This window comes from Citrobacter sp. Awk 4 (assembly GCF_028069725.1).
Lineage (GTDB): Bacteria > Pseudomonadota > Gammaproteobacteria > Enterobacterales > Enterobacteriaceae > Citrobacter_D.
The window spans coordinates 1-23,487 of record NZ_JANEWG010000011.1 but is presented as its reverse complement, the minus strand read 5'-3'; the positions used below and the strand labels follow the sequence as shown (position 1 = coordinate 23,487).

At 53.2% G+C, this 23,487-nt stretch carries 25 protein-coding genes and 1 pseudogene; 18 read left to right on the top strand and 8 right to left on the bottom strand.

Going from position 1 to position 23,487, the window contains the following annotated elements; translation table 11 throughout:
• Positions 1–29 precede the first annotated feature (29 nt).
• Both pabA and argD read left to right on the top strand, forming a co-directional pair.
• Complete coding sequence (gene pabA / locus NNO04_RS06520; RefSeq protein ID WP_271443976.1) at positions 30–593, top strand: aminodeoxychorismate synthase component 2; 564 nt, start codon at positions 30–32, stop codon at positions 591–593.
• Positions 594–678: 85 nt separating this feature from the next.
• Positions 679–1,899, top strand: coding sequence for a bifunctional acetylornithine/succinyldiaminopimelate transaminase (gene argD, locus NNO04_RS06515; RefSeq protein WP_271443975.1), 1,221 nt, complete (start codon positions 679–681; stop codon positions 1,897–1,899).
• On the opposite strand, the gene NNO04_RS06510 is transcribed toward argD, so the two are convergent.
• Both NNO04_RS06510 and crp read right to left on the bottom strand, forming a co-directional pair.
• Positions 1,889–3,976: a YccS/YhfK family putative transporter gene (locus NNO04_RS06510; protein ID WP_271444044.1), complete on the bottom strand. Its 2,088-nt coding sequence runs from the start codon at positions 3,974–3,976 to the stop codon at positions 1,889–1,891. The two genes, argD and NNO04_RS06510, sit on opposite strands and share 11 nt — an antisense overlap.
• 51 nt (positions 3,977–4,027) lie before the next feature.
• Entirely contained in the window at positions 4,028–4,660 is a 633-nt protein-coding gene (gene crp, locus NNO04_RS06505) for a cAMP-activated global transcriptional regulator CRP (protein ID WP_000242758.1), read from the bottom strand.
• A gap of 308 nt (positions 4,661–4,968) precedes the next feature.
• Between crp and NNO04_RS06500 the strand changes: the two genes are divergently transcribed.
• Complete coding sequence (locus tag NNO04_RS06500; RefSeq protein ID WP_271444043.1) at positions 4,969–5,373, top strand: OsmC family protein; 405 nt, start codon at positions 4,969–4,971, stop codon at positions 5,371–5,373.
• Between the two features lie 97 nt (positions 5,374–5,470).
• Here NNO04_RS06500 and NNO04_RS06495 read toward each other — a convergent pair whose 3' ends face one another.
• From NNO04_RS06495 to NNO04_RS06480, 4 genes and pseudogenes are all read right to left on the bottom strand, one after another.
• The gene (locus tag NNO04_RS06495; RefSeq protein WP_271443974.1) at positions 5,471–6,340 is read right to left on the bottom strand and encodes a phosphoribulokinase; all 870 of its coding nucleotides are present in this window, start codon (positions 6,338–6,340) and stop codon (positions 5,471–5,473) included.
• A gap of 53 nt (positions 6,341–6,393) precedes the next feature.
• Positions 6,394–6,612 (bottom strand): YheU family protein, encoded by a 219-nt coding sequence (locus tag NNO04_RS06490; protein WP_203359758.1) that lies wholly within the window; start codon positions 6,610–6,612, stop codon positions 6,394–6,396.
• 2 nt (positions 6,613–6,614) lie between these two features.
• A pseudogene (locus NNO04_RS06485) lies at positions 6,615–7,677 on the bottom strand (hydrolase).
• A 35-nt stretch (positions 7,678–7,712) separates the two neighbouring features.
• Positions 7,713–8,432, bottom strand: a complete 720-nt coding sequence (locus NNO04_RS06480; protein WP_192610760.1) for an NUDIX domain-containing protein — start codon at positions 8,430–8,432, stop codon at positions 7,713–7,715.
• A gap of 195 nt (positions 8,433–8,627) precedes the next feature.
• On the opposite strand from NNO04_RS06480, the gene prs reads away from it, so the two are divergent.
• Entirely contained in the window at positions 8,628–9,485 is an 858-nt protein-coding gene (prs, locus tag NNO04_RS06475) for a ribose-phosphate diphosphokinase (RefSeq protein WP_271443972.1), read from the top strand.
• 13 nt (positions 9,486–9,498) lie between these two features.
• A complete protein-coding gene (locus NNO04_RS06470) occupies positions 9,499–10,989 on the top strand; it encodes a nicotinate phosphoribosyltransferase (protein ID WP_271443971.1) in 1,491 nt (496 codons plus the stop codon).
• Between the two features lie 123 nt (positions 10,990–11,112).
• Here the strand turns inward: NNO04_RS06470 and NNO04_RS06465 are convergent, their stop codons facing one another.
• Positions 11,113–13,014 carry an ABC transporter ATP-binding protein gene (locus NNO04_RS06465; RefSeq protein WP_271443970.1) on the bottom strand — a complete coding sequence of 634 codons (1,902 nt, stop codon included), beginning with the start codon at positions 13,012–13,014 and terminating at the stop codon, positions 11,113–11,115.
• Between the two features lie 128 nt (positions 13,015–13,142).
• On the opposite strand from NNO04_RS06465, the gene kefG reads away from it, so the two are divergent.
• From kefG to slyD, 4 genes are all read left to right on the top strand, one after another.
• Positions 13,143–13,694: a glutathione-regulated potassium-efflux system ancillary protein KefG gene (gene kefG / locus NNO04_RS06460; protein WP_162383517.1), complete on the top strand. Its 552-nt coding sequence runs from the start codon at positions 13,143–13,145 to the stop codon at positions 13,692–13,694.
• Entirely contained in the window at positions 13,694–15,499 is a 1,806-nt protein-coding gene (kefB, locus tag NNO04_RS06455; RefSeq protein ID WP_271443969.1) for a glutathione-regulated potassium-efflux system protein KefB, read from the top strand. The genes kefG and kefB overlap by 1 nt, the downstream gene beginning before the upstream one ends.
• A gap of 9 nt (positions 15,500–15,508) precedes the next feature.
• Entirely contained in the window at positions 15,509–15,709 is a 201-nt protein-coding gene (locus tag NNO04_RS06450; protein WP_192610765.1) for a YheV family putative zinc ribbon protein, read from the top strand.
• A 94-nt stretch (positions 15,710–15,803) separates the two neighbouring features.
• Positions 15,804–16,385, top strand: coding sequence for a peptidylprolyl isomerase (gene slyD / locus NNO04_RS06445; RefSeq protein ID WP_192610766.1), 582 nt, complete (start codon positions 15,804–15,806; stop codon positions 16,383–16,385).
• A 72-nt stretch (positions 16,386–16,457) separates the two neighbouring features.
• Here the strand turns inward: slyD and NNO04_RS06440 are convergent, their stop codons facing one another.
• Complete coding sequence (locus tag NNO04_RS06440; protein ID WP_162383486.1) at positions 16,458–16,676, bottom strand: protein SlyX; 219 nt, start codon at positions 16,674–16,676, stop codon at positions 16,458–16,460.
• Positions 16,677–16,894: 218 nt separating this feature from the next.
• On the opposite strand from NNO04_RS06440, the gene fkpA reads away from it, so the two are divergent.
• The 9 genes from fkpA to NNO04_RS06395 all read left to right on the top strand — a co-directional run.
• Positions 16,895–17,713, top strand: a complete 819-nt coding sequence (gene fkpA, locus NNO04_RS06435) for an FKBP-type peptidyl-prolyl cis-trans isomerase (RefSeq protein ID WP_271443968.1) — start codon at positions 16,895–16,897, stop codon at positions 17,711–17,713.
• 165 nt (positions 17,714–17,878) lie between these two features.
• Positions 17,879–18,604, top strand: coding sequence for a helix-turn-helix transcriptional regulator (locus NNO04_RS06430; protein ID WP_271443967.1), 726 nt, complete (start codon positions 17,879–17,881; stop codon positions 18,602–18,604).
• Complete coding sequence (gene tusD / locus NNO04_RS06425; protein WP_271443966.1) at positions 18,604–18,990, top strand: sulfurtransferase complex subunit TusD; 387 nt, start codon at positions 18,604–18,606, stop codon at positions 18,988–18,990. The genes NNO04_RS06430 and tusD overlap by 1 nt, the downstream gene beginning before the upstream one ends.
• On the top strand, positions 18,990–19,349 hold the full coding sequence (gene tusC, locus NNO04_RS06420) for a sulfurtransferase complex subunit TusC (RefSeq protein ID WP_271443965.1): 360 nt from the start codon (positions 18,990–18,992) through the stop codon (positions 19,347–19,349). Before tusD ends, tusC begins: the two co-directional genes overlap by 1 nt.
• 13 nt (positions 19,350–19,362) lie before the next feature.
• Entirely contained in the window at positions 19,363–19,650 is a 288-nt protein-coding gene (tusB, locus tag NNO04_RS06415) for a sulfurtransferase complex subunit TusB (protein ID WP_192614278.1), read from the top strand.
• A gap of 125 nt (positions 19,651–19,775) precedes the next feature.
• Positions 19,776–20,150: a 30S ribosomal protein S12 gene (gene rpsL, locus NNO04_RS06410; RefSeq protein ID WP_003023654.1), complete on the top strand. Its 375-nt coding sequence runs from the start codon at positions 19,776–19,778 to the stop codon at positions 20,148–20,150.
• A gap of 95 nt (positions 20,151–20,245) precedes the next feature.
• Positions 20,246–20,716, top strand: a complete 471-nt coding sequence (rpsG, locus tag NNO04_RS06405; RefSeq protein WP_003023657.1) for a 30S ribosomal protein S7 — start codon at positions 20,246–20,248, stop codon at positions 20,714–20,716.
• Positions 20,717–20,812: 96 nt separating this feature from the next.
• Positions 20,813–22,927 carry an elongation factor G gene (gene fusA, locus NNO04_RS06400; RefSeq protein ID WP_271443964.1) on the top strand — a complete coding sequence of 705 codons (2,115 nt, stop codon included), beginning with the start codon at positions 20,813–20,815 and terminating at the stop codon, positions 22,925–22,927.
• Between the two features lie 70 nt (positions 22,928–22,997).
• The coding region (locus NNO04_RS06395; protein WP_001675954.1) for a GTP-binding protein at positions 22,998–23,487 on the top strand (490 nt) is incomplete at its 3' end.

Sequence of the window (23,487 nt, the reverse complement as noted above, 5' to 3'; positions counted from 1 at the left end):
TAGCGCGGTTCTAACGTACCGGAGCCGCCATGATCCTGCTAATCGACAACTACGATTCCTTCACCTGGAACCTCTACCAGTATTTTTGCGAGCTTGGCGCTGACGTCCTGGTCAAACGGAATGACGAGTTAACGCTGGCGCAAATCGACGCGCTCAACCCGCAAAAAATTGTGATTTCTCCTGGCCCCTGCACGCCGAACGAAGCCGGAATTTCGCTGGACGTGATTCGCCATTATGCCGGACGGCTGCCCATCCTGGGCGTATGCCTGGGCCACCAGGCAATGGCGCAGGCGTTTGGCGCGACCATCGTTCGGGCAGCGAAAGTCATGCATGGCAAAACCTCACCGGTAATCCATACCGGACAGGGTGTTTTCCGGGGATTACCGATGCCATTGCGTGTGACGCGTTACCATTCTCTGGTGATTGACCCTGCCACGCTTCCGGCCTGTTTTGACGTTACCGCCTGGAGTGAAACCCAGGAGATTATGGGCATTCGTCATCGGGAATGGGATCTGGAAGGCGTACAGTTTCATCCAGAAAGCATTCTCAGCGAGCAGGGACATCAGTTACTGGCAAATTTCCTTCAGCGCTGATTTGTGGTTGCTATCTAATGATTTTTTATGCATATTTTGTGATTATAATTTCACATTAATTCCTGCATAACTGGGTGGTCATAAGATGGCAACTGAACAAACTGCAATTACGCGCGCGACTTTTGATGAGGTTATCCTGCCGATTTATGCACCGGCGGAGTTTATTCCGGTAAAAGGCAAAGGTAGCCGCGTCTGGGATCAACAAGGAAAAGAATACGTTGATTTTGCTGGCGGGATTGCAGTAACAGCGTTAGGGCATTGTCACCCGGCACTGGTTGAGGCGCTGAAAACCCAGGGCGAAACGTTGTGGCACACCAGTAACGTCTTCACTAATGAACCGGCGCTACGGCTGGGGCGTAAGCTTATTGACGCGACGTTTGCAGAACGTGTGCTGTTCATGAACTCGGGTACAGAAGCGAACGAGACGGCATTCAAACTGGCGCGTCACTATGCCTGCGTGCGTCACAGCCCGTTCAAAACCAAAATCATCGCCTTCCATAACGCATTTCACGGTCGTTCCCTGTTCACCGTAACGGTTGGCGGCCAGCCGAAGTATTCCGATGGTTTTGGGCCAAAACCGGCCGACATCGTCCATATTCCTTTTAACGATCTCCATGCGGTGAAAGCCGTGATGGATGACCATACCTGCGCGGTGGTGGTGGAGCCCATCCAGGGGGAAGGGGGATTAACGGCGGCAACGCCTGAGTTCCTGAAAGGGCTGCGCGAATTGTGTGACCAGCATCAGGCATTGCTGGTCTTTGATGAGGTGCAGTGCGGTATGGGGCGTACAGGCTCCCTGTTTGCGTATATGCACTATGGCGTGACGCCAGATATTCTGACCAGCGCCAAGGCGCTTGGCGGCGGTTTCCCGGTGAGCGCTATGCTGACCACGCAAGAGATTGCCTCTGCGTTTCACGTTGGTTCTCACGGTTCCACTTACGGTGGCAACCCGCTGGCCTGTGCGGTTGCGGGCGCAGCGTTCGATATTATTAACACGCCAGACGTGCTGGACGGCATTCAGGCGAAACGGCAGAAATTTGTTAAGCATTTGCAGAAAATTGACGAGCAATACGACGTCTTCAGCGACATTCGCGGGATGGGATTGCTGATTGGGGCGGAGTTGAAGCCGCAATATCAGGGACGAGCGCGTGAGTTTCTTTATGCGGGAGCGAATGAAGGCGTGATGGTGCTGAATGCCGGTCCGGATGTGATGCGTTTCGCCCCATCGCTGGTGGTGGAAGAGGCGGATATCGACGAGGGAATGCAGCGTTTCGCCCAGGCCGTCGCGAAAGTCGTTAATGCTTAATATCCCGTAACCGACGGCTGAGCCAGATCCCGTGGTGAGGCCGTTGACGCCAGGCAACCGACGAAATGGTGTGCATGGTTTTCAGGTGGCCCAGTATGCGCTGCAGGTGCTGTTCCAGGGTACTTAATGGCCCATGGGAGAGCATCTCTGGCGCTTCCAGAATATTCACATCGCCAGAACTGCCCGGCCCGTCATACTCCAGACGCTGCTGGCAGCGCTGGAGCGCAATTTCACAGGACTCCAGATAACGTTGCGCAAGGTCTGGCGTCAGCATTGTGTGTTCCCGCGCCAGCGTAGTCATCGCATTGATGTGCTCGACAATAAACTGGCTGTGCGTCACCCACAGTTTCATATCTGCCAGATAGTGCGCGTTAAAGCCGGGTTCCTGCATGGCCTGATTCAGTGAGTTGTACAGCGTGTTGTGTGCCTGATTGACACGCATACGCTGATACGCGAGCGGCGTTGCCTGCGGATTGTTGCTGAGGATCAGGCGTATGGCTTCCTGGTCGGATTCCAGCGCATCGTGGGCGTTTTTACGTAACAGACCGCTCTGCCACTGCGGCCAGAGCCAGACCGTTCCGCCAAACGCGATCAGGCAGCCCATCACCGTATCAATAAATCGTGGCACAATGAACTCTTCGCCGTTTAACGTCAGCAATTGCAGGGTATACACCGCAGTGACTGTAAACCCGACCGTTGCCCAGCCGTAGTTTTTACGAATGATCAGATAGCTCACCAGCGTAATGAACAGCATGCCCACCAGTGTGAATCCTTCGGGGATGTGAAAGTGTAGCGTCACGCCCGCAATCACCAGCCCGACCAGCGTACCCGCCGAACGGTGCAATATGCGGACCCGCGTTGCGCCATAGCCATTTTGCGTCACAAAGAGAACTGTCATCAGGATCCAGTACGGTTTCGGCAGATGCAATGCGCTGCCCATCAGACTGGCGATACTGAGCATGACGCTGATGCGCCCGGCATTTCGCAGCGCGGGCGACTTAAATGACAGATAATTTTTTAGCGCCGGGATCAGTGGAAGTCGACGTTGCTTATCTGCCATCAGGTCACGGGCATAAAGTGGGCGTTGGGTCCGCAACACACGGGCAATGCGGCTAAAGTGCCAGTAACAGAACTGACCCACCGGGTTATCGGGATGCTGTCTGGCGATCTTCTCCAGCGCGCCAATCTGTTTTTCCATGCTAAAGCGAGTCGGCAGGCGGTGATACAGAATATCGTCCGCCAGAATACGTAAGCGCGCTGCGACTGTTTGCGCGTTCCAGCGAATTACCTGCTCCGCATGGCTGCGTTCGACCAGCTTTTGTACCTCTTCCGGCTGATGCAGACTGACGGAGATATGTTCCTGTAAGTCCAGCGCTTCCTGGAAGGCCCGCAGCAGGCGTTTATATTCATTGTTGTGATGCGCCGACAGCATGTGCATTTGCTGGTAACACTGGGTGATGAGATCCACTGCTTTCTGTTGGCGAACCAACAAGGGCGGCAGCGCTTTTTCAGGATCAGCATGCTGGGTGAGCAGACTGTATTTGGCTTCGCAGTAGTCGGCCAGCTCACGGTACAACAGACTGAGCGACTCGCGCAGCGGTTGTTCACGCCAGAGCCAGAACCAAAACCAGTTAAAAAGCCCGTACCACAGGGTACCCAGTGCATAGATCAGCAACGGCTCCCAGACGGGCATGTTACCGGCAAGGCTGAGTGTGAAAATGGCGGCGATCAGTGAGGCTGGCAGCAGTCGGGCGTGCAAAGGGCTGAGTTCAGCCGTTACGCCAAGAATCAGCGTTAAACCCGTCAGAATCAGCGGCAGCGGTATGGCTTGCGCGAGCAGAAGCTGCATTATCAGGCTGCATCCGGCAAACAGAGACGCGCCAATGATTAAGCGTTTGAAGAAGCGTTTGTGGGGAGTATCAAGCCCGGCGACGTTGCAGCAGGCGGGAACGAGAGAAAAGAGCAATCCCAGATGCAACTGACCAATGATAAGGCCAATCGCCACAGGTAAACACAGCACCAGCGTTTGCCGCAGTGCGTAGTTGATTTCAGGGTGATAGATCAGTCTTCGCCACATCGGTGCCAACAAAAATGGCGCATTACAGGGTAATACGCCATTTCGACGGGGTTAACGAGTGCCGTAGACGACGATGGTCTTACCGTGTGCGGAGATCAGGTTCTGATCTTCCAGCATTTTCAGAATACGACCAACGGTTTCGCGGGAGCAACCCACGATCTGGCCGATCTCCTGACGGGTGATTTTGATTTGCATGCCGTCCGGGTGAGTCATCGCATCGGGTTGTTTCGCCAGATTCAGCAGAGTCTGAGCGATACGACCGGTTACGTCGAGGAAGGCAAGGTTGCCGACTTTTTCAGACGTAACTTGCAGGCGACGAGCCATCTGAGAAGACAGGCGCATCAGAATATCCGGGTTCACCTGGATCAATTGGCGAAATTTTTTGTAGGAGATTTCAGCAACTTCACAGGCCGTTTTTGCACGAACCCATGCACTGCGCTCCTGGCCTTCTTCAAACAGGCCTAATTCGCCAATAAAATCGCCCTGATTCAGATAAGAAAGGATCATCTCTTTCCCTTCTTCGTCTTTAATCAGCACAGCTACTGAGCCTTTAACGATGTAGTACAACGTTTCTGCTTTTTCACCCTGGTGAATCAGCGTGCTCTTCGACGGGTACTTATGAATGTGGCAATGAGACAAGAACCATTCGAGAGTCGGGTCTGTTTGCGGTTTGCCAAGCACCATGCGCGGTTATCCTCTGTTATAAGCTGTCTCCAGAGCCAGAAAACGACGCTGTCTCTGGGGTTGCCAAAATATGCTTCCCGCTGCCAGGGAAGGGGGCTGCTAAAAATGGACTGCAGCCTGTAATGTGATGTTCTCTGCATACATGCAGTACGTCAATGTATTACTGTAGCATCCTGACTGTTTTAGCATAGCTTTCGCCGTGTGTCTCCTGGTGTCTCGCTTCAGCTTGACGCAGGTCGCCTTCCATTGCGAGATTTGTTATGTCCGCGTAATCTGTCAGGAAAATTGAAACATTGGAGTTACGAAATATGCAAGCGCGTGTGAAATGGGTTGAAGGGTTAACCTTCCTGGGAGAGTCCGCTTCTGGCCACCAGGTATTGATGGATGGTAACTCCGGTGATAAAGCGCCGAGTCCGATGGAAATGGTGTTAATGGCTGCGGGTGGCTGTAGTGCGATTGATGTGGTGTCTATTTTGCAAAAGGGACGCCAGGATGTGACGAACTGCGAAGTGAAGCTCACGTCCGAGCGTCGTGAAGAGGCGCCGCGTCTGTTTACACATATCAATCTGCATTTCATTGTGACCGGCAATGATCTGAAAGACGCTGCCGTTTCGCGCGCTGTTGATCTTTCTGCTGAAAAATATTGTTCCGTTGCGTTGATGCTGGAAAAAGCGGTGAATATTACGCACTCATACGAAGTGATTGCCGCGTGACATATGCTGCCGGATGGCAGCTTTGCCTTATCTGCCTACAGAATGACAGCGATTCGTAGGCCCGATAAGCGTAGCGCCATCGGGCACTTCCCACACATCACTCGATCTTCTTCCCTTCCATCAGTCGCTGAACCAGCGGCAGCATGATCAGCTCCATCGCCAGTCCCATTTTGCCGCCCGGCACGACTAATGTATTGATGTGTGAAATAAATGAGCCCTGCAACATCGCCAGCAGCCAGGGAAAATCGATCCCTTCCAGATTGCGAAAATGAATCACGACAAAGCTCTCGTCTAATGACGGGATCCCTTTTGCCGCGAAGGGATTCGAGGTGTCTACCGTGGGAACGCGCTGGAAGTTAATATGCGTACGGGAGAACTGCGGGGTGATAAAGTTGATGTAATCATCCATTGAGCGAACCACCGAATCCATCACCGCCTCGCGGGAGTGCCCACGCTCGCTGGTGTCGCGGATCAGTTTTTGTATCCACTCCAGGTTCACGATCGGTACTACGCCAACCAGTAAATCCACATGGCGCGCAACGTTATGGTGCGGCGTCACGACACCACCGTGCAGCCCTTCATAGAACAGGACGTCGGTCGGTTCAGGCAAGGGTTGCCATGGTGTAAAGGTTCCCGGCACCTGATTCCACGGTACTGCTTCATCGTAGGTATGCAGATATTTCCGTGACTGGCCTTTGCCCGCTTGCCCGTACTCGCTGAACGTTTGTTCCAGCAGCCCAAAATCATTGGCTTCGGGACCGAAATAACTGATATGTCGCCCGGCGTCGCGTGCTTTGCGGATCGCCATGTCCATTTCCGGACGGGTATAGCGATGAAAACTGTCGCCTTCCACCTCGGCGGCGCGCAGATTTAACTGTGCAAAAATTTTACGGAACGCGAGGCTGGTGGTAGTAGTCCCCGCGCCGCTGGACCCTGTTACCGCGATCACCGGATGTTTGGCAGACATAACAACTCCATGAATAAACACTCGTTTTAGTATAGTCGGCCCTCAGCGGCGGATTACTCGTGCAACTGCTTTTTGGGCATGATGTTGACCGTTTCGTGAAGTTCAGACCACACCAGAACGGCCTCGCCACACTGTAGCTGACGTTTCACGTCGGCGACTTTTTGCGCAAGCGATCGTTCATGTTCACCATAATCGGTGCCTTCGCGCAATACAAAGCTTTCAATCAGGTTATCCAGCGTTTCAGGGGACAACTCCTGCCAGGGGATCATCATGATTATGCTTCCAGATACGGGGTGAGCCAGTCAGGGATGCGCGATTCTAGCCACATCTCCGGGCGACGCAGCGTCCCGCCGATAAAGCCGACGTGCCCGCCATGCTCGGTTAATTGATACTCTACCTGCGGCGGCAGATTCTCGGGTTTCGGGATCACATGATGGTCCATAAACGGATCGTCTTTCGCGTGAATAATCAGCGTTGGCTTGGCGATCTGACTGAGCAACGGCATGGCGCTACATTGTCGATAATAGTCTATCGCATCCGCAAAACCGTGAATTCTGGCGGTAATAAGATCATCAAAATCACGGATACGCCGTACCGCTTTTAACTGCGCGAGGTTGACAGGAAGCGTGCCGGGATAAGCCGCCAATTTGCGTGACGCGTTGGCTTTGAGCAGATTGAGCAGATAGCGCTGGTAAACGCGCGAAAACCCTTTTTCCATGTGATAGCTACAGGCTTCCAGCACGAACGGTGCGGAGACAATCACTGCCGCATCGATCGGAATATCCCGGCCTTCTTTCGCCAGCAGACAGGCCAGCATATTGCCGCCGAGCGAATAGCCAACCGCAGCGGTAGGAGCACGACCAAACTCGCGTTGTAACCACTGTAGAAACCAGGTGCCGTCTTCCGTTTCCCCGGAATGATAAATGCGATTCAGGCGATTGGGTTCGCCGCTGCAACCGCGAAAGTGCATCACGACACCCAACCATCCACGCTTTTGTGCGGCCTCGATGAGTCCGTGGGCATACGGGCTGTTCAGACTGCCTTCAAGCCCATGAAACACCACCAGACGCGGTTTGTGTTTCGCCTGATGCGGGTCTTCACTCCATGCCAGATCGACAAAATCGCCATCGGGCAATTCCAGGCGCTGCCAGTGTGGGCTGAACTGCACTTTACGGCGGATCAGTCGTGGGAGCATCGTTTGCAGATGGCGATTGCTGATGCCGCGCAACGGGCGGAACTCATACGAATCAGCGTCGGGCGGGGTCATTTCTGTGGGGGTGATTTCAACCATAGCACCAGAGCAATTAATCATCGGAAAGAATAACTATACCGCGCACACGGCTGGCAGGTTAGCCAATATGTGATTTTACGCTTAGTCAGTCAGGAGGTTACGTGAGAAAAGATGGATGTCCACGCCGGGTTTACGCCGCCAGAGACGGGCTTTACGCGTGCCTGTCGCCGCACTTTCCCCTGTCTCTTCAAACATGCCCGACGCCTCAAAACGGCGAATCAGACTTTTACGCTGAATGGCCTGACCCAGAATGATTTCGGTCGCCTCCTGCAACTGACCTTGGGTAAACGACTCCGGCAGACAATAAACGGGCAGTAACGAGTACATCGTTTTTTGCCGTAGGCGATGCAGCGCTGAGGCAATGATTTTCTCATGGTCGAACGCCAGGGGATATTCGGCAAGCTTGTCGAGCGGCACCCAGCGGGCGTCGCTAACGCTGGCGATGTGCGGCGCGCAGTCCGCCCAGGCGATCAGCGCGAACCAGGTGACGGTCAGGCTCCAGCCGCGCGGGTCGCGGTCAGGTCCGGAGACGGTATCCAGTTGCTCCAGCCATGAAGGGGAAACCCCTGTTTTTTCTGTCAGCTTACGTAGCGCCGTCGCGCGGGTGGAATCATCGCGTGCCATATCAATAAAGCCGCCAGGCAATCCCCAGCGCCCTTTCTGCGGCTGCTTTGCCCGTTCGACCAGCAGTACGCACAACGTCTGTTCATGCAGGGTGAACAACACGCTATCCACTGTGACCAGGGGAGAAGGAAAGCGGCTGGCATCGTACTGGTTCAGATAGTCGGCTTCAGTTGTCATAAGGCACTCACGGTGATGTTGGAACGCTCACAAGTGTACCAGCACGACATCAGGCGGCAAGGCGCGTTTTTTTCCATTACTTATCAGCTGATTAACTTCTCTGTGAAAAATTAATCAATTTTGCGCTTGCTTAATATGTGTCTTAGGGACATTATTAATTGTGTCGACGGGACACAATTAAGGGCGGGATGAGATATGAGCGAAAAATTGACATTAACGCTGGATGAGCAGGTCTACGCCATTGCCAGCGGTGTTTTTCCGGATGGCGCCGTCTGGTTGAAGGTGGCGGAGACGTTACCGCCCTCTGCCCGTTTGATGCGCATCCGCGCAGTGGCGATGCGCGATATGAACGATTTTATGCTGCTGGCGCAACTGGTTGAGGCGGTACGCCATCAGACGGATGTGCTGGTGAGCCATCTTGAACTTCCCTGGCTGCCGTGGGCGCGTCAGGATCGCCATATGGTTGCCGGTGACAGCTTTGCGCTGAAAGTCTTTGCCCGTCAGCTCAACACGCTGAAATTTGACAAGGTGAAAGTGCTCGACCCGCATAGCGACGCTGCAGCGGCGGCGATAGATAACATGGTCGCTGTGCCACAGGAAGCCTGTCTGCTGCAAAGCGCGACTCTGCGTCGTCAGTTCCAACAACATGCGTTGATGCTGGTGGCACCGGATGCCGGGGCGCTGAAGAAAATCGATGCGGTGGCCAGAGCCGCAGGGGTAGCGGAGTACGCCATTCTGAGTAAAAAACGCGATGTGGCAAGCGGCAATCTGACCGGCTTCGCGCTGGTGGCAGGGAACGTGAAGGACAGGGATGTGCTGATTGTCGATGATCTGTGCGACGCAGGTGGCACCTTCATTGGTTCGGCGCAGGTATTACGTGATGCCGGAGCGCGCAGTGTCAGTCTGTACGTGACGCATGGCATCTTCTCGAAAGGTGTGGAGCACCTGTTTGCCAATGGCATTGATGCCCTCTACACCACCACTTCGTTGGCTGCGCCGACGCTGGCGCATCCGCAGCTTGAACTTATCGACATCGACACGATTTACCGCTGAGAGAGACAACATAATGAAAATGAATCCAATTCTGGCTATCGACGGCTATAAAGTCTCCCATCGCGTACAGTATCCGCAGGGAACCACCCGGGTGTATTCCAACTTCACGCCGCGCAGCGATCGCTATTTTCAGTCGCCGCTGCCGGACGGCAAGCTGGTGTTCTTTGGTTTGCAGGGCTTTTTGCAGTGGTTTCTGGTCGATCTGTTTAACGAGGCTTTCTTTGCCCGCCCGGAAGACGAGGTGGTCAACGAATATAAGCAGGTGATGGACAGTTATCTCGGGCGTGATGCTGTCGCGGTTGATCATATCCGCGCGTTGCATCAGTTGGGTTATCTGCCACTGCACATTAAGGCGCTGGATGAAGGCACTAAAGTGCCGATGGCGGTACCCGTTCTTACCATTATCAACACCAAACCTGAGTTTTTCTGGTTGGTGAACTACCTGGAAACCGTACTGTCAGCGGAACTCTGGAAAGCCTCAACGAACGCCACCATTGCCCACCATTACCGCAAAATTTGCGAACGTTGGGCACAGAAAACCTGTAGCGACCTGACGCATCTCGATTTTCAGTGCCATGATTTTTCGTTTCGCGGCATGGCCGGTCTTCAGGACACCATGCAGGCGGGCAGTGGGCATCTGTTGAGTTTTAAAGGGACTGATAGCATTCCGTCGCTGTTGTATGCCCGTGATTACTACACTGACGGCGACGCGTATTTTATCGGCGCCAGTATTCCGGCGACCGAACACAGCGTGATGTGCATGGGCGAACGTGAACATGAGATTGAAACGTTCCGTCGGTTGATTGTCGATCTCTACCCACAGGGTTTTGTGTCAATCGTTTCTGATACCTGGGACTACTGGCAAGTGCTGACGGAGTATACCCGTGAACTCAAAAATACCATTCTGGCGCGGGAAGGGAGGGTGGTCTTTCGCCCCGACAGCGGTGATCCGGTAGAGATCCTTTGCGGCACCGGCATGGATGAGGATGATCGCGCTAACCGCAGCCCACAGGAGAAAGGATCGGTGGAAGTGCTGTGGGACATTTTCGGCGGCACAATCAATGACAAAGGTTATAAGGTACTCGACCCGCATGTAGGACTGATTTATGGCGACTCCATCACCCTTGAACGGGCGAATGAGATTCTGCGTCGTCTGGAGGCTAAAGGTTTCGCCAGTTCAAACGTGGTCTTCGGGGTCGGGTCTTTCACCTATCAGTACAACACGCGCGACACCTTTGGTTTTGCGATGAAAGCCACCTGGGGAGAAGTTGACGGCAACGGACGGACAATCTTTAAAGCGCCGAAAACCGATAATGGACTGAAACGTTCTGCCCGCGGTTTGCTGCGCGTGGCGCGTGATGAGCAGGGCGAGTTACGCCTGCACGATGAACAAAGCTGGGAGCAAGAGCAGAAAGGGGAGCTGAAAACCCGTTTTCTCAACGGTAAACTTTTTAACCGCGAGCACTTCGACGATATCCGCCAGCGTCTGGCGACGCAGCGGTAAGTTGTCATTTTGCTGCGGGGGCGTTCGATACCGTTTGTATGCCTGATAAGACGCGTGAGCGTCGTTATCAGGCATCATCGGCTCCGGTACCGGATGGCGCTTCGCCTTATCCGGTAATCACGGTTACTCAGCCAGCATCTGTTCGAGCTGTTCCTGTATTTCAAGCCAGGCCATTTCACACTCTTCCAGCCCTGATTTGGCGCTGGCTTGCTGTTGCAGACAGGCGGTGAGCTCGGCTTTTCTGCTCTGATCGTACAATTCGCTGTCGCCCAGTTTTTCTTCCGCCTGCGCCAGTTGCGCGTTCAATTTCTCCATCTCTTTTTCCAGTCGCGCAATTTCTTTACGCAGCGGCTGAGTTTGCGTGCGTAGCTCAGCTTCACGACGTTTCTGATCTTTACGCGCCTGCGCGCTATTGGCGTTGTCTTTTGGTGCCTCATCAGGCTGACTTTCCTGTTTCTGCACATCACTCAGCCATTGTTGATAATCTTCCAGATCGCCATCGAACGCTTCGACTTTTCGGTCGTGAACCAGATAGAGATCGTCAGTGGTTGAGCGCAGCAGGTGACGGTCGTGCGAAACGACAACCAACGCCCCTTCAAAATCGATCAAGGCTTCGGTCAGTGCCTGACGCATGTCCAGATCCAGGTGGTTGGTCGGTTCATCGAGCAGCAGCAGATTCGGGCGCTGCCAGACGATCAGCGCCAGCACCAGACGGGCCTTTTCACCGCCGGAGAAACGTTGGGTCTCTTCTGTGACTTTATCGCCCTGGAAACCAAAGCCGCCGAGATAATCCCGCAGCTTCTGTTCCAGTTCCTGCGGCGCCAGTCGCGTCAGATGTTGCAACGGTGATTCGTCTGCGCGCAGGAACTCCAGTTGATGCTGGGCGAAATACCCCAGTTTGATGCCTTTTGCCAGACCGATCTCCCCGCTGATGGGGTCGAGCTCGCCCGCCAGAAGTTTGATCAGCGTCGATTTCCCTGCGCCGTTGCGTCCTAACAGTCCGATACGTGAGCCGGGAACCAGATTGAGTTTGATGGAGTCGAGGATCACGCGCTCGCCGTATCCGGCACTCACTTTCTCCATTTTCAGCAGCGGGTTAGGCAGACTTTCCGGCGCCCGGAAGCTGAAGCGGAACGGGTTGTCGACGTGTGCCGGGGCGATAAGCTCCATGCGTTCCAGCATCTTGATGCGGCTCTGTGCCTGCTTCGCTTTGGTCGCTTTGGCGCGGAAACGGTCGATATAGCTTTGCAAGTGCGCGACACGCTCCTGCTGGCTTTCGTACATCGCCTGCTGTTGCGCCAGGCGCGTGGCTCGCTGAATTTCAAACGCGCTGTAGTTGCCGGTGTACTCGAACATCGTTTGTTGTTCGATATGAATAATTTTATCGACCACCGGATCAAGAAAATCGCGGTCGTGGGAGATAAGGATCAGCGTCCCCTGATAGCTCTTTAGCCATTTCTCCAGCCAGATGACGGCGTCGAGATCCAGGTGGTTAGTCGGTTCATCGAGCAGCAGTAAATCTGAACGGCAGATCAGAGCCTGGGCCAGGTTAAGACGCATGCGCCAGCCGCCGGAGAAGTCGCTGACCGGGCGCTCAAGTTGCTCGTTGGAGAAACCGAGGCCGTGAAGCAGGCTGGCGGCGCGGGAGCGCACGGTCCAGGCGTCGATGGCGTCCAGTTTGCCATGCACGGTGGCAATCGCGTGTCCGTCGTTACGTTCGTTGGCGTCGTTCAGTTGCGCTTCCAGCTGGCGATACTCACGGTCGCCGTCAATGACGTATTCCAGCGCAGGCTGAGGAAGCGCAGGCGTTTCCTGATTCACCCACGCCAGTTGCCAGTTACCGGGGAAGGAAAAACTGCCGCCATCGGCGCTGATTTCATTTTTAAGCAATGCCAGCAGGGTAGATTTTCCGCAGCCATTTTTACCCACCAGACCGACTTTCTGACCCGGATTGATGGTCGCTGTCGCATTGTCCAGCAAGACGCGTACGCCGCGGCGAATTTGTAACGAGGAGAAAACAATCATAAGGCGCCGTATGTTCAGACTATGTTAATTTATCATTATGATAATGTAGTGTGTGTGGGCGTACTGCCGCACTGGAGCGCAATGGTAGCCCAAAACAACGACTATACACAAAAACCGGGAGGGGGATGATGTCCCAGCCAGCGAAAGTTTTGCTGCTGTATGCCCATCCGGAATCTCAGGACTCGGTCGCCAATCGGGTTCTGCTTAAGCCGGCCATGCAGCTCAGTAATGTGACGGTGCACGATCTTTACGCGCACTACCCTGATTTTTTTATCGATATTCCGCATGAGCAGGCGCTATTGCGTGAACACGACGTGATTGTTTTTCAGCACCCTTTGTATACCTACAGTTGCCCGGCGCTGCTCAAAGAGTGGTTCGACCGGGTATTGAGCCGCGGTTTTGCCAGCGGTCCCGGAGGAAATCAATTGGCGGGAAAGTACTGGCGAAGCGTGATCACCACCGGTGAGCCGGAAAGTGCTTACCGCTATGACGCGCTGAACCGTTATCCGATGAGCGACGTGTTGCGCCCCTTTGAACTGACGGCGGCGATGTGTCGTATGCATTGGATGAGTCCGATCATTATTTACTGGGCCAGGCGACAAAGTGCGCAGGAATTAGCCAGTCATGCCAGGGCGTATGGTGAGTGGCTGGCAAACCCTGTAGTTGCGGGAGGTCGCTAATGGAAGGTTCCGGTTTATTACTGGCAGGTGTGCTGTTTCTCTTCGCGGCAGTGGTTGCGGTACCGTTGGCCGCGCGGCTGGGCATCGGCGCGGTCCTGGGCTACTTGCTGGCCGGGATCGCTATCGGTCCGTGGGGACTGGGGTTCATCAGCGACGTTGATGAGATCCTGCATTTCTCTGAGCTGGGCGTTGTCTTCCTGATGTTTATTATTGGCCTGGAGCTGAATCCCGCAAAACTCTGGCAGTTGCGACGCTCTATTTTTGGCGTCGGGGCGGCGCAGGTGATGTTGAGCGCGGCGGTGTTGGCGGGGCTGCTGATGCTGACCCGCTTCTCGTGGCAGGCGGCGGTGGTTGGGGGGGTTGGTCTGGCAATGTCGTCAACCGCGATGGCGCTCCAGTTGATGCGTGAAAAAGGGATGAATCGCAGTGAGTCCGGGCAACTGGGTTTTTCTGTGCTGCTGTTTCAGGATCTGGCGGTGATCCCGGCGTTGGCGCTGGTGCCGCTGTTGGCGGGCTCCGCAGATGAACATTTTGACTGGATCAAAGTGGGCATGAAGGTGCTGGCATTTGCGGGCATGCTGATTGGCGGACGTTATTTGCTGCGCCCCGTGTTTCGCTTTATCGCCAGTTCGGGAGTGAGGGAGGTTTTCACAGCCGCGACCCTATTGTTGGTGCTTGCGTCAGCGCTGTTTATGGATGCGCTGGGACTGTCGATGGCGCTGGGGACGTTTATTGCCGGTGTGTTACTGGCGGAAAGCGAATATCGCCATGAGCTGGAAACCGCCATCGATCCCTTTAAAGGTTTGCTGCTGGGGCTGTTCTTTATTTCGGTAGGGATGTCGTTGAATCTTGGCGTGCTTTACACCCATCTGCTGTGGGTCGCGATAAGCGTCGTCATTCTGGTGGCCGTCAAGACGTTGGTGCTCTATTTGCTGGCGCGAGTGTATGGCGTGAGGAGTTCGGAGCGCATGCAGTTTGCGGGCGTGTTGAGCCAGGGGGGCGAGTTTGCTTTTGTGCTCTTTTCTACCGCGTCCTCTCAACGACTGTTTCAGGGCGATCAGATGGCATTGCTGTTGGTGACCGTCACGCTGTCGATGATGACGACGCCTATGTTAATGAAGCTCATCGATAAATGGCTTTCCAGACAGCTCAATGGCCCGGAAGAGGAAGACGAAGCGCCCTGGGTGGATGATGATAAGCCGCAGGTGATAGTGGTGGGGTTTGGGCGATTCGGTCAGGTGATTGGGCGTTTGTTGATGGCGAACAAGATGCGTATTACGGTGCTTGAGCGGGATATCAGTGCCGTCAACCTGATGCGCAAGTATGGCTACAAAGTGTATTACGGTGATGCCACCCAAGTAGATCTCCTGCGTTCGGCAGGGGCGGAAGCGGCGGAATCGATCGTAATCACCTGTAACGAGCCTGAAGACACTATGAAGCTGGTGGAACTGTGCCAGCAGCATTTCCCGCATTTACATATTCTTGCGCGGGCGCGCGGACGTGTAGAAGCCCATGAGTTATTACAGGTAGGGGTGGCGCAGTTTTCTCGTGAAACCTTTTCCAGCGCGCTGGAGCTGGGGCGTAAGACGCTGGTGTCATTAGGAATGCATCCGCATCAGGCGCAGCGAGCGCAACTGCACTTTCGTCGCCTGGACATGCGTATGTTACGGGAGTTGATTCCGATGCATACCGATACGGTTCAAATCTCTCGCGCCAGGGAAGCCCGACGCGAGCTGGAGGAGATCTTCCAGCGCGAGATGCAGCAAGAACGGCGCCAGCTGGATGGCTGGGATGAATTTGAGTAGGGGATCAGTATGGCAATTCGTAAACGTTTTATTGCAGGTGCAAAATGCCCATCTTGCCAGGCGCAGGATTCTCTGGCGATGTGGCGCGAAAATAATGTTGATATTGTTGAATGCGTTAAGTGTGGTCATCAGATGCGTGAAGCCGATAAGGCGGCGCGCGAGCATGTTCGCAAAGAAGAGCAAGTGATCGGGATTTTTCATCCGGACTAGCGATATGTCGCAGGTTTTTTTAAGCTAGTGGGTACACGCGTGCAGAATTCCGCTACAATCTGCGCCACTATTCTTCCCATGCTCAGGAGATATCATGAAAGTAGCAAAAGACCTGGTGGTCAGCCTGGCCTATCAGGTACGTACAGAAGACGGTGTGTTGGTTGATGAGTCTCCGGTGAGTGCGCCGCTGGACTACCTGCATGGTCACGGTTCCCTGATCTCTGGCCTGGAAACGGCGCTGGAAGGTCACGATGTTGGCGACAAATTTGACGTTGCTGTAGGCGCTAACGACGCTTACGGTCAGTATGACGAAAACCTGGTGCAGCGCGTTCCTAAAGACGTGTTCATGGGTGTTGACGAACTGCAGGTTGGCATGCGCTTCCTGGCGGAAACCGATCAGGGTCCAGTACCGGTAGAAATTACCGAAGTGGAAGACGACCACGTTGTGGTTGACGGTAACCACATGCTGGCTGGCCAGAATCTGAAATTCAACGTGGAAGTTGTGGCGATTCGTGAAGCGACCGAAGAAGAGCTGGCTCATGGCCACGTTCACGGTGCAAACGGTCACGACCATGACCACGATCACGAAGGTTGCTGCGGCGGCCACGGCCATGACCACGGTCATGAGCACGGCAAAGGTGGTTGTGGCGGTAATGGCGGTTGCGGTTGCCATTAATCGGCATGCTGGTCCGGTAAGCGTAGCGATACCGGGCACAAAAAAAGCGGGGGAACCCGCTTTTTTTATGTCTTAATAATGCGGTGGCGGCGTCTCTTCGGACTGAGAGGCAATGTTTGACGGTTGGCTGGCTTTGAGTTTATCCGTCAGCAAACGCAGATGATCGCGTAATTTAGCCATTTCCATTTCATGAGCGGTCACTGTCACATTGAGTTCTTCAATGGTGATCTCCTGAAAAGCCAGGCGACTCTCCAGTTCAGCCAGGCGAGCTTCCATTGTTATATCCTGCATGATTCACCTCTTTTGTTGTCCCCGGGCGCGGATTCTACTTAACTTTACGGGATTGCACAGTACTCATTCGTCTTCCACGAAACTAAATTAAACAAAAAGAGTCTGAAAAGGGGTGATAATAGGGCGTGTTCGTATGTTGATTTGTTCTACAACGCTTTATAGTACGTTTCTTGTGTAAGCTAACCCTGGGGTGAGATGCCCCGGCCCTGGAGATATGGATGAAATCACTGTTTAAAGTAACGCTGCTGGCGACCACAATGGCCGTTGCTCTGCACGCTCCGATCACTTTCGCTGCGGATGCTGCAAAACCTGCGGCAACTGCCGACAGCAAAGCTGCGTTCAAAAATGACGATCAGAAATCAGCCTATGCGCTGGGTGCTTCTCTGGGTCGTTACATGGAAAACTCCCTGAAGGAACAGGAAAAATTAGGTATTAAGCTGGACAAAGATCAGCTGATCGCAGGTGTTCAGGATGCGTTTGCAGACAAGAGCAAATTGTCTGACCAGGAAATCGAACAAACTCTGCAAGCGTTTGAAGCTCGCGTGAAGAGCTCCGCTCAGGCGAAGATGGAAAAAGACGCGACTGAAAACGAAACCAAAGGCAAAGCATTCCGCGAGAAATTCGCAAAAGAGAAAGGGGCTAAAACCTCTTCTACTGGCCTTGTCTATAAAGTAGAAAAAGCCGGTACTGGCGATGCGCCGAAAGACAGCGACACTGTGGTAGTGAATTACAAAGGTACGCTGATTGACGGTAAAGAGTTCGATAACTCTTACACCCGTGGTGAGCCGCTCTCTTTCCGTCTGGATGGTGTGATCCCTGGCTGGACTGAAGGCCTGAAGAACATCAAGAAAGGCGGTAAGATCCAACTGGTTATCCCACCGGATCTGGCTTACGGCAAAACTGGCGTTCCGGGCATCCCTGCTAACTCTACACTGGTATTCGACGTAGAGCTGCTGGACATCAAACCGGCACCGAAAGCGGATGCCGCAGCGCCAGCAGAAGCTGACGCCAAAGCAGCAGATGCTGCTAAAAAATAAAAACTGAGAACCGCCGCCATATTGGCGGCGGTTTTTTAATTGCAGGCCGGATATAATTAGTACTGGAAAGCGGAACCTCCGCTGTATTAATTTAGTTGTCCGCGTAAATAATGAGCCTGCCCTGAAAACATACCGACAGGCTCCTGAAAAGGAGTGTTTTTTTTCATGTCCAGGTCGCTTTTAACCAACGAAACCAGTGAGCTTGATTTGCTGGATCAACGTCCTTTCGATCAAACTGACTTCGATATTCTGAAATCCTACGAAGCGGTGGTGGACGGGTTAGCGATGCTCATTGGTTCCCATTGTGAAATCGTATTGCACTCTTTGCAGGATTTGAAATGCTCGGCAATTCGCATTGCTAACGGTGAACACACGGGCCGCAAAATTGGCTCGCCGATTACTGACCTTGCGTTGCGCATGCTGCATGATATGACGGGTGCGGACAGCAGCGTGTCGAAGTGCTACTTCACGCGCGCGAAAAGCGGTGTCTTGATGAAGTCGGTGACGATTGCTATTCGCAACCGCGAGCATCGTGTAATTGGTCTGCTGTGCATCAACATGAACCTTGATGTACCGTTCTCACAGATTATGAATACCTTCATTCCTCCAGAAACACCGGAAGTGGGTTCTTCAGTTAACTTTGCCTCCTCGGTAGAAGATTTGGTCACGCAAACGCTGGAGTTCACGATCGAAGAAGTGAACGCTGACCGAAACGTGTCTAACAATACGAAGAACCGCCAGATTGTGCTCAACCTTTACGAGAAAGGCATCTTTGATATCAAAGATGCGATTAACCAGGTGGCTGACCGCCTGAACATCTCAAAGCACACGGTATACCTCTACATACGTCAGTTCAAAAGCGGCGATTTTCAGGGACAGGATAGCAAGTAATGCGTTTCGCCATTTTGGTCACTGGGCCCGCTTACGGCACACAGCAGGCGAGCAGCGCCTTGCAGTTTGCCCACGCGGTGCTCAATGAAGGGCACGAGCTGGAAAGTATCTTTTTCTACCAGGAAGGTGTGTATAACGCAAACATGCTGACTTCGCCTGCCAGTGACGAATTCGACGTGGTACGTGCCTGGCAACAACTGAATCAAACTTATGGTGTGACGTTAAACATCTGTGTTGCGGCGGCGTTGCGTCGGGGGATCGTGGATGAGACGGAGTCCGCCAGACTGGGGTTGGCTGCGGCTAATTTACAGCCAGGATTCATTCTCAGTGGGCTTGGGGCTCTTGCGGAAGCGTCGCTGACCTGCGATCGCATGGTGCAATTTTAATGAAACGCATTGCATTTGTATTTTCAACTGCGCCGCACGGTAGCGCATCGGGTCGTGAAGGGCTGGATGCGTTGCTGGCAACATCTGCATTAACAGAAGCGCTTGGCGTCTTTTTTATTGGTGATGGCGTTTTTCAGATACTGCAGGGGCAAAAACCTGATGTGGTGTTGGCGCGCGACTACATTGCCACCTTTAAATTGCTGGAACTCTACGACATTGAGCAGTGTTGGCTCTGCGCCGCCTCTTTGCGTGAACGTGGCCTGTCAGAAGACTCGCGCTTCGTCATTGATGCGACACCTCTTGAGTCAGAAGACTTGCGCAATGAGCTTGACGGCTATGACGTTATCCTGAGGTTCTGAGACGCTTATGTCTATATTGCACACTTTACATCGCTCTGCGTGGCATTCGGATCTCTCCTCTCTCCTTCGTCTGCTCAAAGAAGGAGATGAGCTTTTGTTGCTACAGGATGGTGTGATGACCGCTATCGAAGGCAGCCGCTTCCTTGAAAGTTTGCTGAATGCCCCCATTAAGATATACGTGCTGGAAGAAGACATTAAAGCTCGCGGTTTGGGTGGTCAAATTTCAGACAGCGTCGTCAGGGTTGACTATACTGACTTCGTCAGACTTGTGGCGAAACATCCCCGCCAGATGACCTGGTAATTGCGGGATTGTTGTATATTTCTTGACACCTTTTCGACGTCGCCCTAAAATTCTGCGTCCTCATATTGTATGAGGGCGTTTTATTACGTGTTTACGAAGCAAAAGCTAAAACCAGGAGCTATTTAATGGCAACAGTTAACCAGCTGGTACGCAAACCACGTGCACGCAAAGTTGCAAAAAGCAACGTGCCTGCGCTGGAAGCATGCCCGCAAAAACGTGGCGTATGTACTCGTGTATATACTACCACTCCTAAAAAACCGAACTCCGCACTGCGTAAAGTATGTCGTGTTCGTTTGACTAACGGTTTTGAAGTGACTTCCTACATCGGTGGTGAAGGTCACAACCTGCAGGAGCACTCCGTGATCCTGATCCGTGGCGGTCGTGTAAAAGACCTCCCGGGTGTTCGTTACCACACCGTTCGTGGTGCGCTTGACTGCTCCGGCGTTAAAGACCGTAAGCAATCACGTTCCAAGTATGGCGTGAAACGTCCTAAGGCTTAATGGTTCTCCGTTAAGTAAGGCCAAACGTTTTAAATTAATGTCAAACTAAACTCGTAGAGTTTTGGACAATCCTGAATTAACAACGGAGTATTTCCATGCCACGTCGTCGCGTCATTGGTCAGCGTAAAATTCTGCCGGATCCGAAGTTCGGATCAGAACTGCTGGCTAAATTTGTAAATATCCTGATGGTAGATGGTAAAAAATCTACTGCCGAAACTATCGTATACAGCGCGCTTGAGACCCTGGCTCAGCGTTCTGGTAAAAATGAACTGGAAGCTTTCGAAGTAGCTCTCGAAAACGTGCGCCCGACTGTCGAAGTTAAGTCTCGCCGCGTTGGTGGTTCTACTTATCAGGTACCAGTTGAAGTCCGTCCGGTTCGTCGTAATGCTCTGGCAATGCGTTGGATCGTTGAAGCTGCTCGTAAACGCGGTGATAAATCCATGGCTCTGCGCCTGGCGAACGAACTTTCTGATGCTGCAGAAAACAAAGGTACTGCAGTTAAGAAACGTGAAGACGTTCACCGTATGGCAGAAGCCAACAAGGCGTTCGCACACTACCGTTGGTAATCCCTTCGGAGTAATAGTCACCAGGCGGGCGCTTCTTGCAAGCAGCCCGCTTTGGGCTACTTAAATTGAACGCCTAAAAGATAAACGAGGAATCAAATGGCTCGTACAACACCCATCGCACGCTACCGTAACATCGGTATCAGTGCGCACATCGACGCCGGTAAAACCACCACTACCGAACGTATTCTGTTCTACACCGGTGTAAACCATAAAATCGGTGAAGTTCATGACGGCGCAGCTACCATGGACTGGATGGAGCAGGAGCAGGAACGTGGTATTACCATCACTTCCGCAGCGACTACTGCATTCTGGTCAGGTATGGCTAAGCAGTATGAGCCGCATCGCGTAAACATCATCGACACCCCGGGGCACGTTGACTTCACTATCGAAGTAGAACGTTCCATGCGTGTTCTTGATGGTGCGGTAATGGTTTACTGCGCAGTTGGTGGTGTTCAGCCGCAGTCTGAAACCGTATGGCGTCAGGCAAACAAATATAAAGTTCCACGCATTGCGTTCGTTAACAAAATGGACCGCATGGGTGCGAACTTCCTGAAAGTTGTTGGTCAGATCAAAACCCGTCTGGGCGCGAACCCGGTTCCGCTGCAGCTGGCAATTGGTGCTGAAGAAGGTTTCACCGGTGTTGTTGACCTGGTGAAAATGAAAGCCATCAACTGGAACGAAGCAGACGCAGGTGTAACCTTCGAATACGAAGATATCCCGGCTGACATGCAGGAACTGGCTGAAGAATGGCACCAGAACCTGATTGAGTCTGCTGCGGAAGCGTCTGAAGAGCTGATGGAAAAATACCTGGGCGGCGAAGAGCTGACCGAGGAAGAAATCAAGAAAGCTCTGCGTCAGCGCGTTCTGAACAACGAAATCATCCTGGTAACCTGTGGTTCTGCGTTTAAGAACAAAGGTGTTCAGGCGATGCTGGATGCGGTAATCGATTACCTGCCGGCTCCGACTGATGTTCCTGCGATCAACGGTATCCTGGACGACGGTAAAGACACTCCGGCTGAGCGTCACGCAAGTGATGACGAGCCGTTCTCTGCGCTGGCGTTCAAAATCGCTACCGACCCGTTCGTAGGTAACCTGACTTTCTTCCGCGTGTACTCCGGTGTGGTTAACTCTGGTGATACCGTACTGAACTCCGTGAAATCCGCACGTGAGCGTTTCGGTCGTATCGTTCAGATGCACGCTAACAAACGTGAAGAGATCAAAGAAGTTCGCGCAGGCGACATCGCTGCTGCGATCGGTCTGAAAGACGTGACTACTGGTGATACTCTGTGTGATCCGGACAACCCGATCATTCTGGAGCGTATGGAATTCCCTGAGCCGGTAATCTCCATCGCCGTAGAACCGAAAACCAAAGCTGACCAGGAAAAAATGGGTCTGGCTCTGGGCCGTCTGGCTAAAGAAGACCCGTCTTTCCGCGTATGGACTGACGAAGAATCTAACCAGACCATCATCGCCGGTATGGGTGAACTGCACCTCGACATCATCGTTGACCGTATGAAGCGTGAATTCAACGTTGAAGCGAACGTCGGTAAACCTCAGGTTGCTTACCGCGAAGCGATTCGTGCGAAAGTTACCGATATCGAAGGTAAGCACGCGAAACAGTCTGGTGGTCGTGGTCAGTATGGTCACGTCGTTATCGACATGTACCCGCTGGAGCCGGGCTCTAACCCGAAAGGTTACGAGTTCGTCAACGACATCAAAGGTGGTGTAATTCCTGGCGAATACATCCCTGCCGTTGATAAAGGCATCCAGGAGCAGTTGAAGTCTGGTCCGCTGGCTGGTTACCCGGTAGTAGACATGGGTATTCGTCTGCACTTCGGTTCTTACCATGACGTTGACTCCTCTGAACTGGCGTTTAAACTGGCTGCTTCTATCGCCTTTAAAGAAGGCTTTAAGAAAGCAAAACCTGTTCTGCTTGAGCCGATCATGAAGGTTGAAGTAGAGACTCCGGAAGAGAACACTGGTGATGTTATCGGTGACTTGAGCCGTCGTCGCGGTATGCTGCGCGGTCAGGAATCTGAAGTAACTGGCGTTAAGATCCACGCTGAAGTTCCGCTGTCTGAAATGTTCGGATATGCAACTCAGCTGCGTTCTCTGACCAAAGGTCGTGCATCATACACGATGGAATTCCTGAAGTATGATGATGCGCCGAACAACGTTGCTCAGGCCGTAATCGAAGCCCGTGGTAAATAAGCCCCGGGGTTAAAACCTAAGTCCCGTGCTCTCTCCTGAAGGGGAGAGCACTATAGTAAGGAATATAGCCGTGTCTAAAGAAAAATTTGAACGTACAAAACCGCACGTCAACGTTGGTACTATCGGCCACGTCGACCACGGTAAAACTACTCTGACCGCTGCAATCACTACCGTACTGGCTAAAACCTACGGCGGTGCTGCTCGCGCATTCGACCAGATCGATAACGCACCGGAAGAAAAAGCTCGTGGTATCACCATCAACACTTCTCACGTTGAATATGACACCCCGACTCGCCACTACGCACACGTAGACTGCCCGGGCCACGCCGACTATGTTAAAAACATGATCACCGGTGCTGCGCAGATGGACGGCGCGATCCTGGTTGTTGCTGCGACTGACGGCCCGATGCCGCAGACTCGTGAGCACATCCTGCTGGGTCGTCAGGTAGGCGTTCCGTACATCATCGTGTTCCTGAACAAATGCGACATGGTTGATGACGAAGAGCTGCTGGAACTGGTAGAAATGGAAGTTCGTGAACTTCTGTCTCAGTACGATTTCC

Coding starts and splice junctions, on each gene's coding strand:
- NNO04_RS06500 (WP_271444043.1), top strand. CDS start 4,969: ATGCAAGCGCGTGTGAAATGGGTTGAAGGGTTAACCTTCCTGGGAGAG.
- rpsL (WP_003023654.1), top strand. CDS start 19,776: ATGGCAACAGTTAACCAGCTGGTACGCAAACCACGTGCACGCAAAGTT.
- slyD (WP_192610766.1), top strand. CDS start 15,804: ATGAAAGTAGCAAAAGACCTGGTGGTCAGCCTGGCCTATCAGGTACGT.
- fkpA (WP_271443968.1), top strand. CDS start 16,895: ATGAAATCACTGTTTAAAGTAACGCTGCTGGCGACCACAATGGCCGTT.
- tusC (WP_271443965.1), top strand. CDS start 18,990: ATGAAACGCATTGCATTTGTATTTTCAACTGCGCCGCACGGTAGCGCA.
- tusD (WP_271443966.1), top strand. CDS start 18,604: ATGCGTTTCGCCATTTTGGTCACTGGGCCCGCTTACGGCACACAGCAG.
- pabA (WP_271443976.1), top strand. CDS start 30: ATGATCCTGCTAATCGACAACTACGATTCCTTCACCTGGAACCTCTAC.
- kefB (WP_271443969.1), top strand. CDS start 13,694: ATGGAAGGTTCCGGTTTATTACTGGCAGGTGTGCTGTTTCTCTTCGCG.
- NNO04_RS06470 (WP_271443971.1), top strand. CDS start 9,499: ATGAAAATGAATCCAATTCTGGCTATCGACGGCTATAAAGTCTCCCAT.
- NNO04_RS06465 (WP_271443970.1), bottom strand. CDS start 13,014: ATGATTGTTTTCTCCTCGTTACAAATTCGCCGCGGCGTACGCGTCTTG.
- prs (WP_271443972.1), top strand. CDS start 8,628: ATGAGCGAAAAATTGACATTAACGCTGGATGAGCAGGTCTACGCCATT.
- kefG (WP_162383517.1), top strand. CDS start 13,143: ATGTCCCAGCCAGCGAAAGTTTTGCTGCTGTATGCCCATCCGGAATCT.
- NNO04_RS06495 (WP_271443974.1), bottom strand. CDS start 6,340: ATGTCTGCCAAACATCCGGTGATCGCGGTAACAGGGTCCAGCGGCGCG.
- fusA (WP_271443964.1), top strand. CDS start 20,813: ATGGCTCGTACAACACCCATCGCACGCTACCGTAACATCGGTATCAGT.
- NNO04_RS06440 (WP_162383486.1), bottom strand. CDS start 16,676: ATGCAGGATATAACAATGGAAGCTCGCCTGGCTGAACTGGAGAGTCGC.
- rpsG (WP_003023657.1), top strand. CDS start 20,246: ATGCCACGTCGTCGCGTCATTGGTCAGCGTAAAATTCTGCCGGATCCG.
- NNO04_RS06480 (WP_192610760.1), bottom strand. CDS start 8,432: ATGACAACTGAAGCCGACTATCTGAACCAGTACGATGCCAGCCGCTTT.
- crp (WP_000242758.1), bottom strand. CDS start 4,660: ATGGTGCTTGGCAAACCGCAAACAGACCCGACTCTCGAATGGTTCTTG.
- NNO04_RS06510 (WP_271444044.1), bottom strand. CDS start 3,976: ATGTGGCGAAGACTGATCTATCACCCTGAAATCAACTACGCACTGCGG.
- NNO04_RS06490 (WP_203359758.1), bottom strand. CDS start 6,612: ATGATGATCCCCTGGCAGGAGTTGTCCCCTGAAACGCTGGATAACCTG.
- NNO04_RS06450 (WP_192610765.1), top strand. CDS start 15,509: ATGGCAATTCGTAAACGTTTTATTGCAGGTGCAAAATGCCCATCTTGC.
- NNO04_RS06430 (WP_271443967.1), top strand. CDS start 17,879: ATGTCCAGGTCGCTTTTAACCAACGAAACCAGTGAGCTTGATTTGCTG.
- argD (WP_271443975.1), top strand. CDS start 679: ATGGCAACTGAACAAACTGCAATTACGCGCGCGACTTTTGATGAGGTT.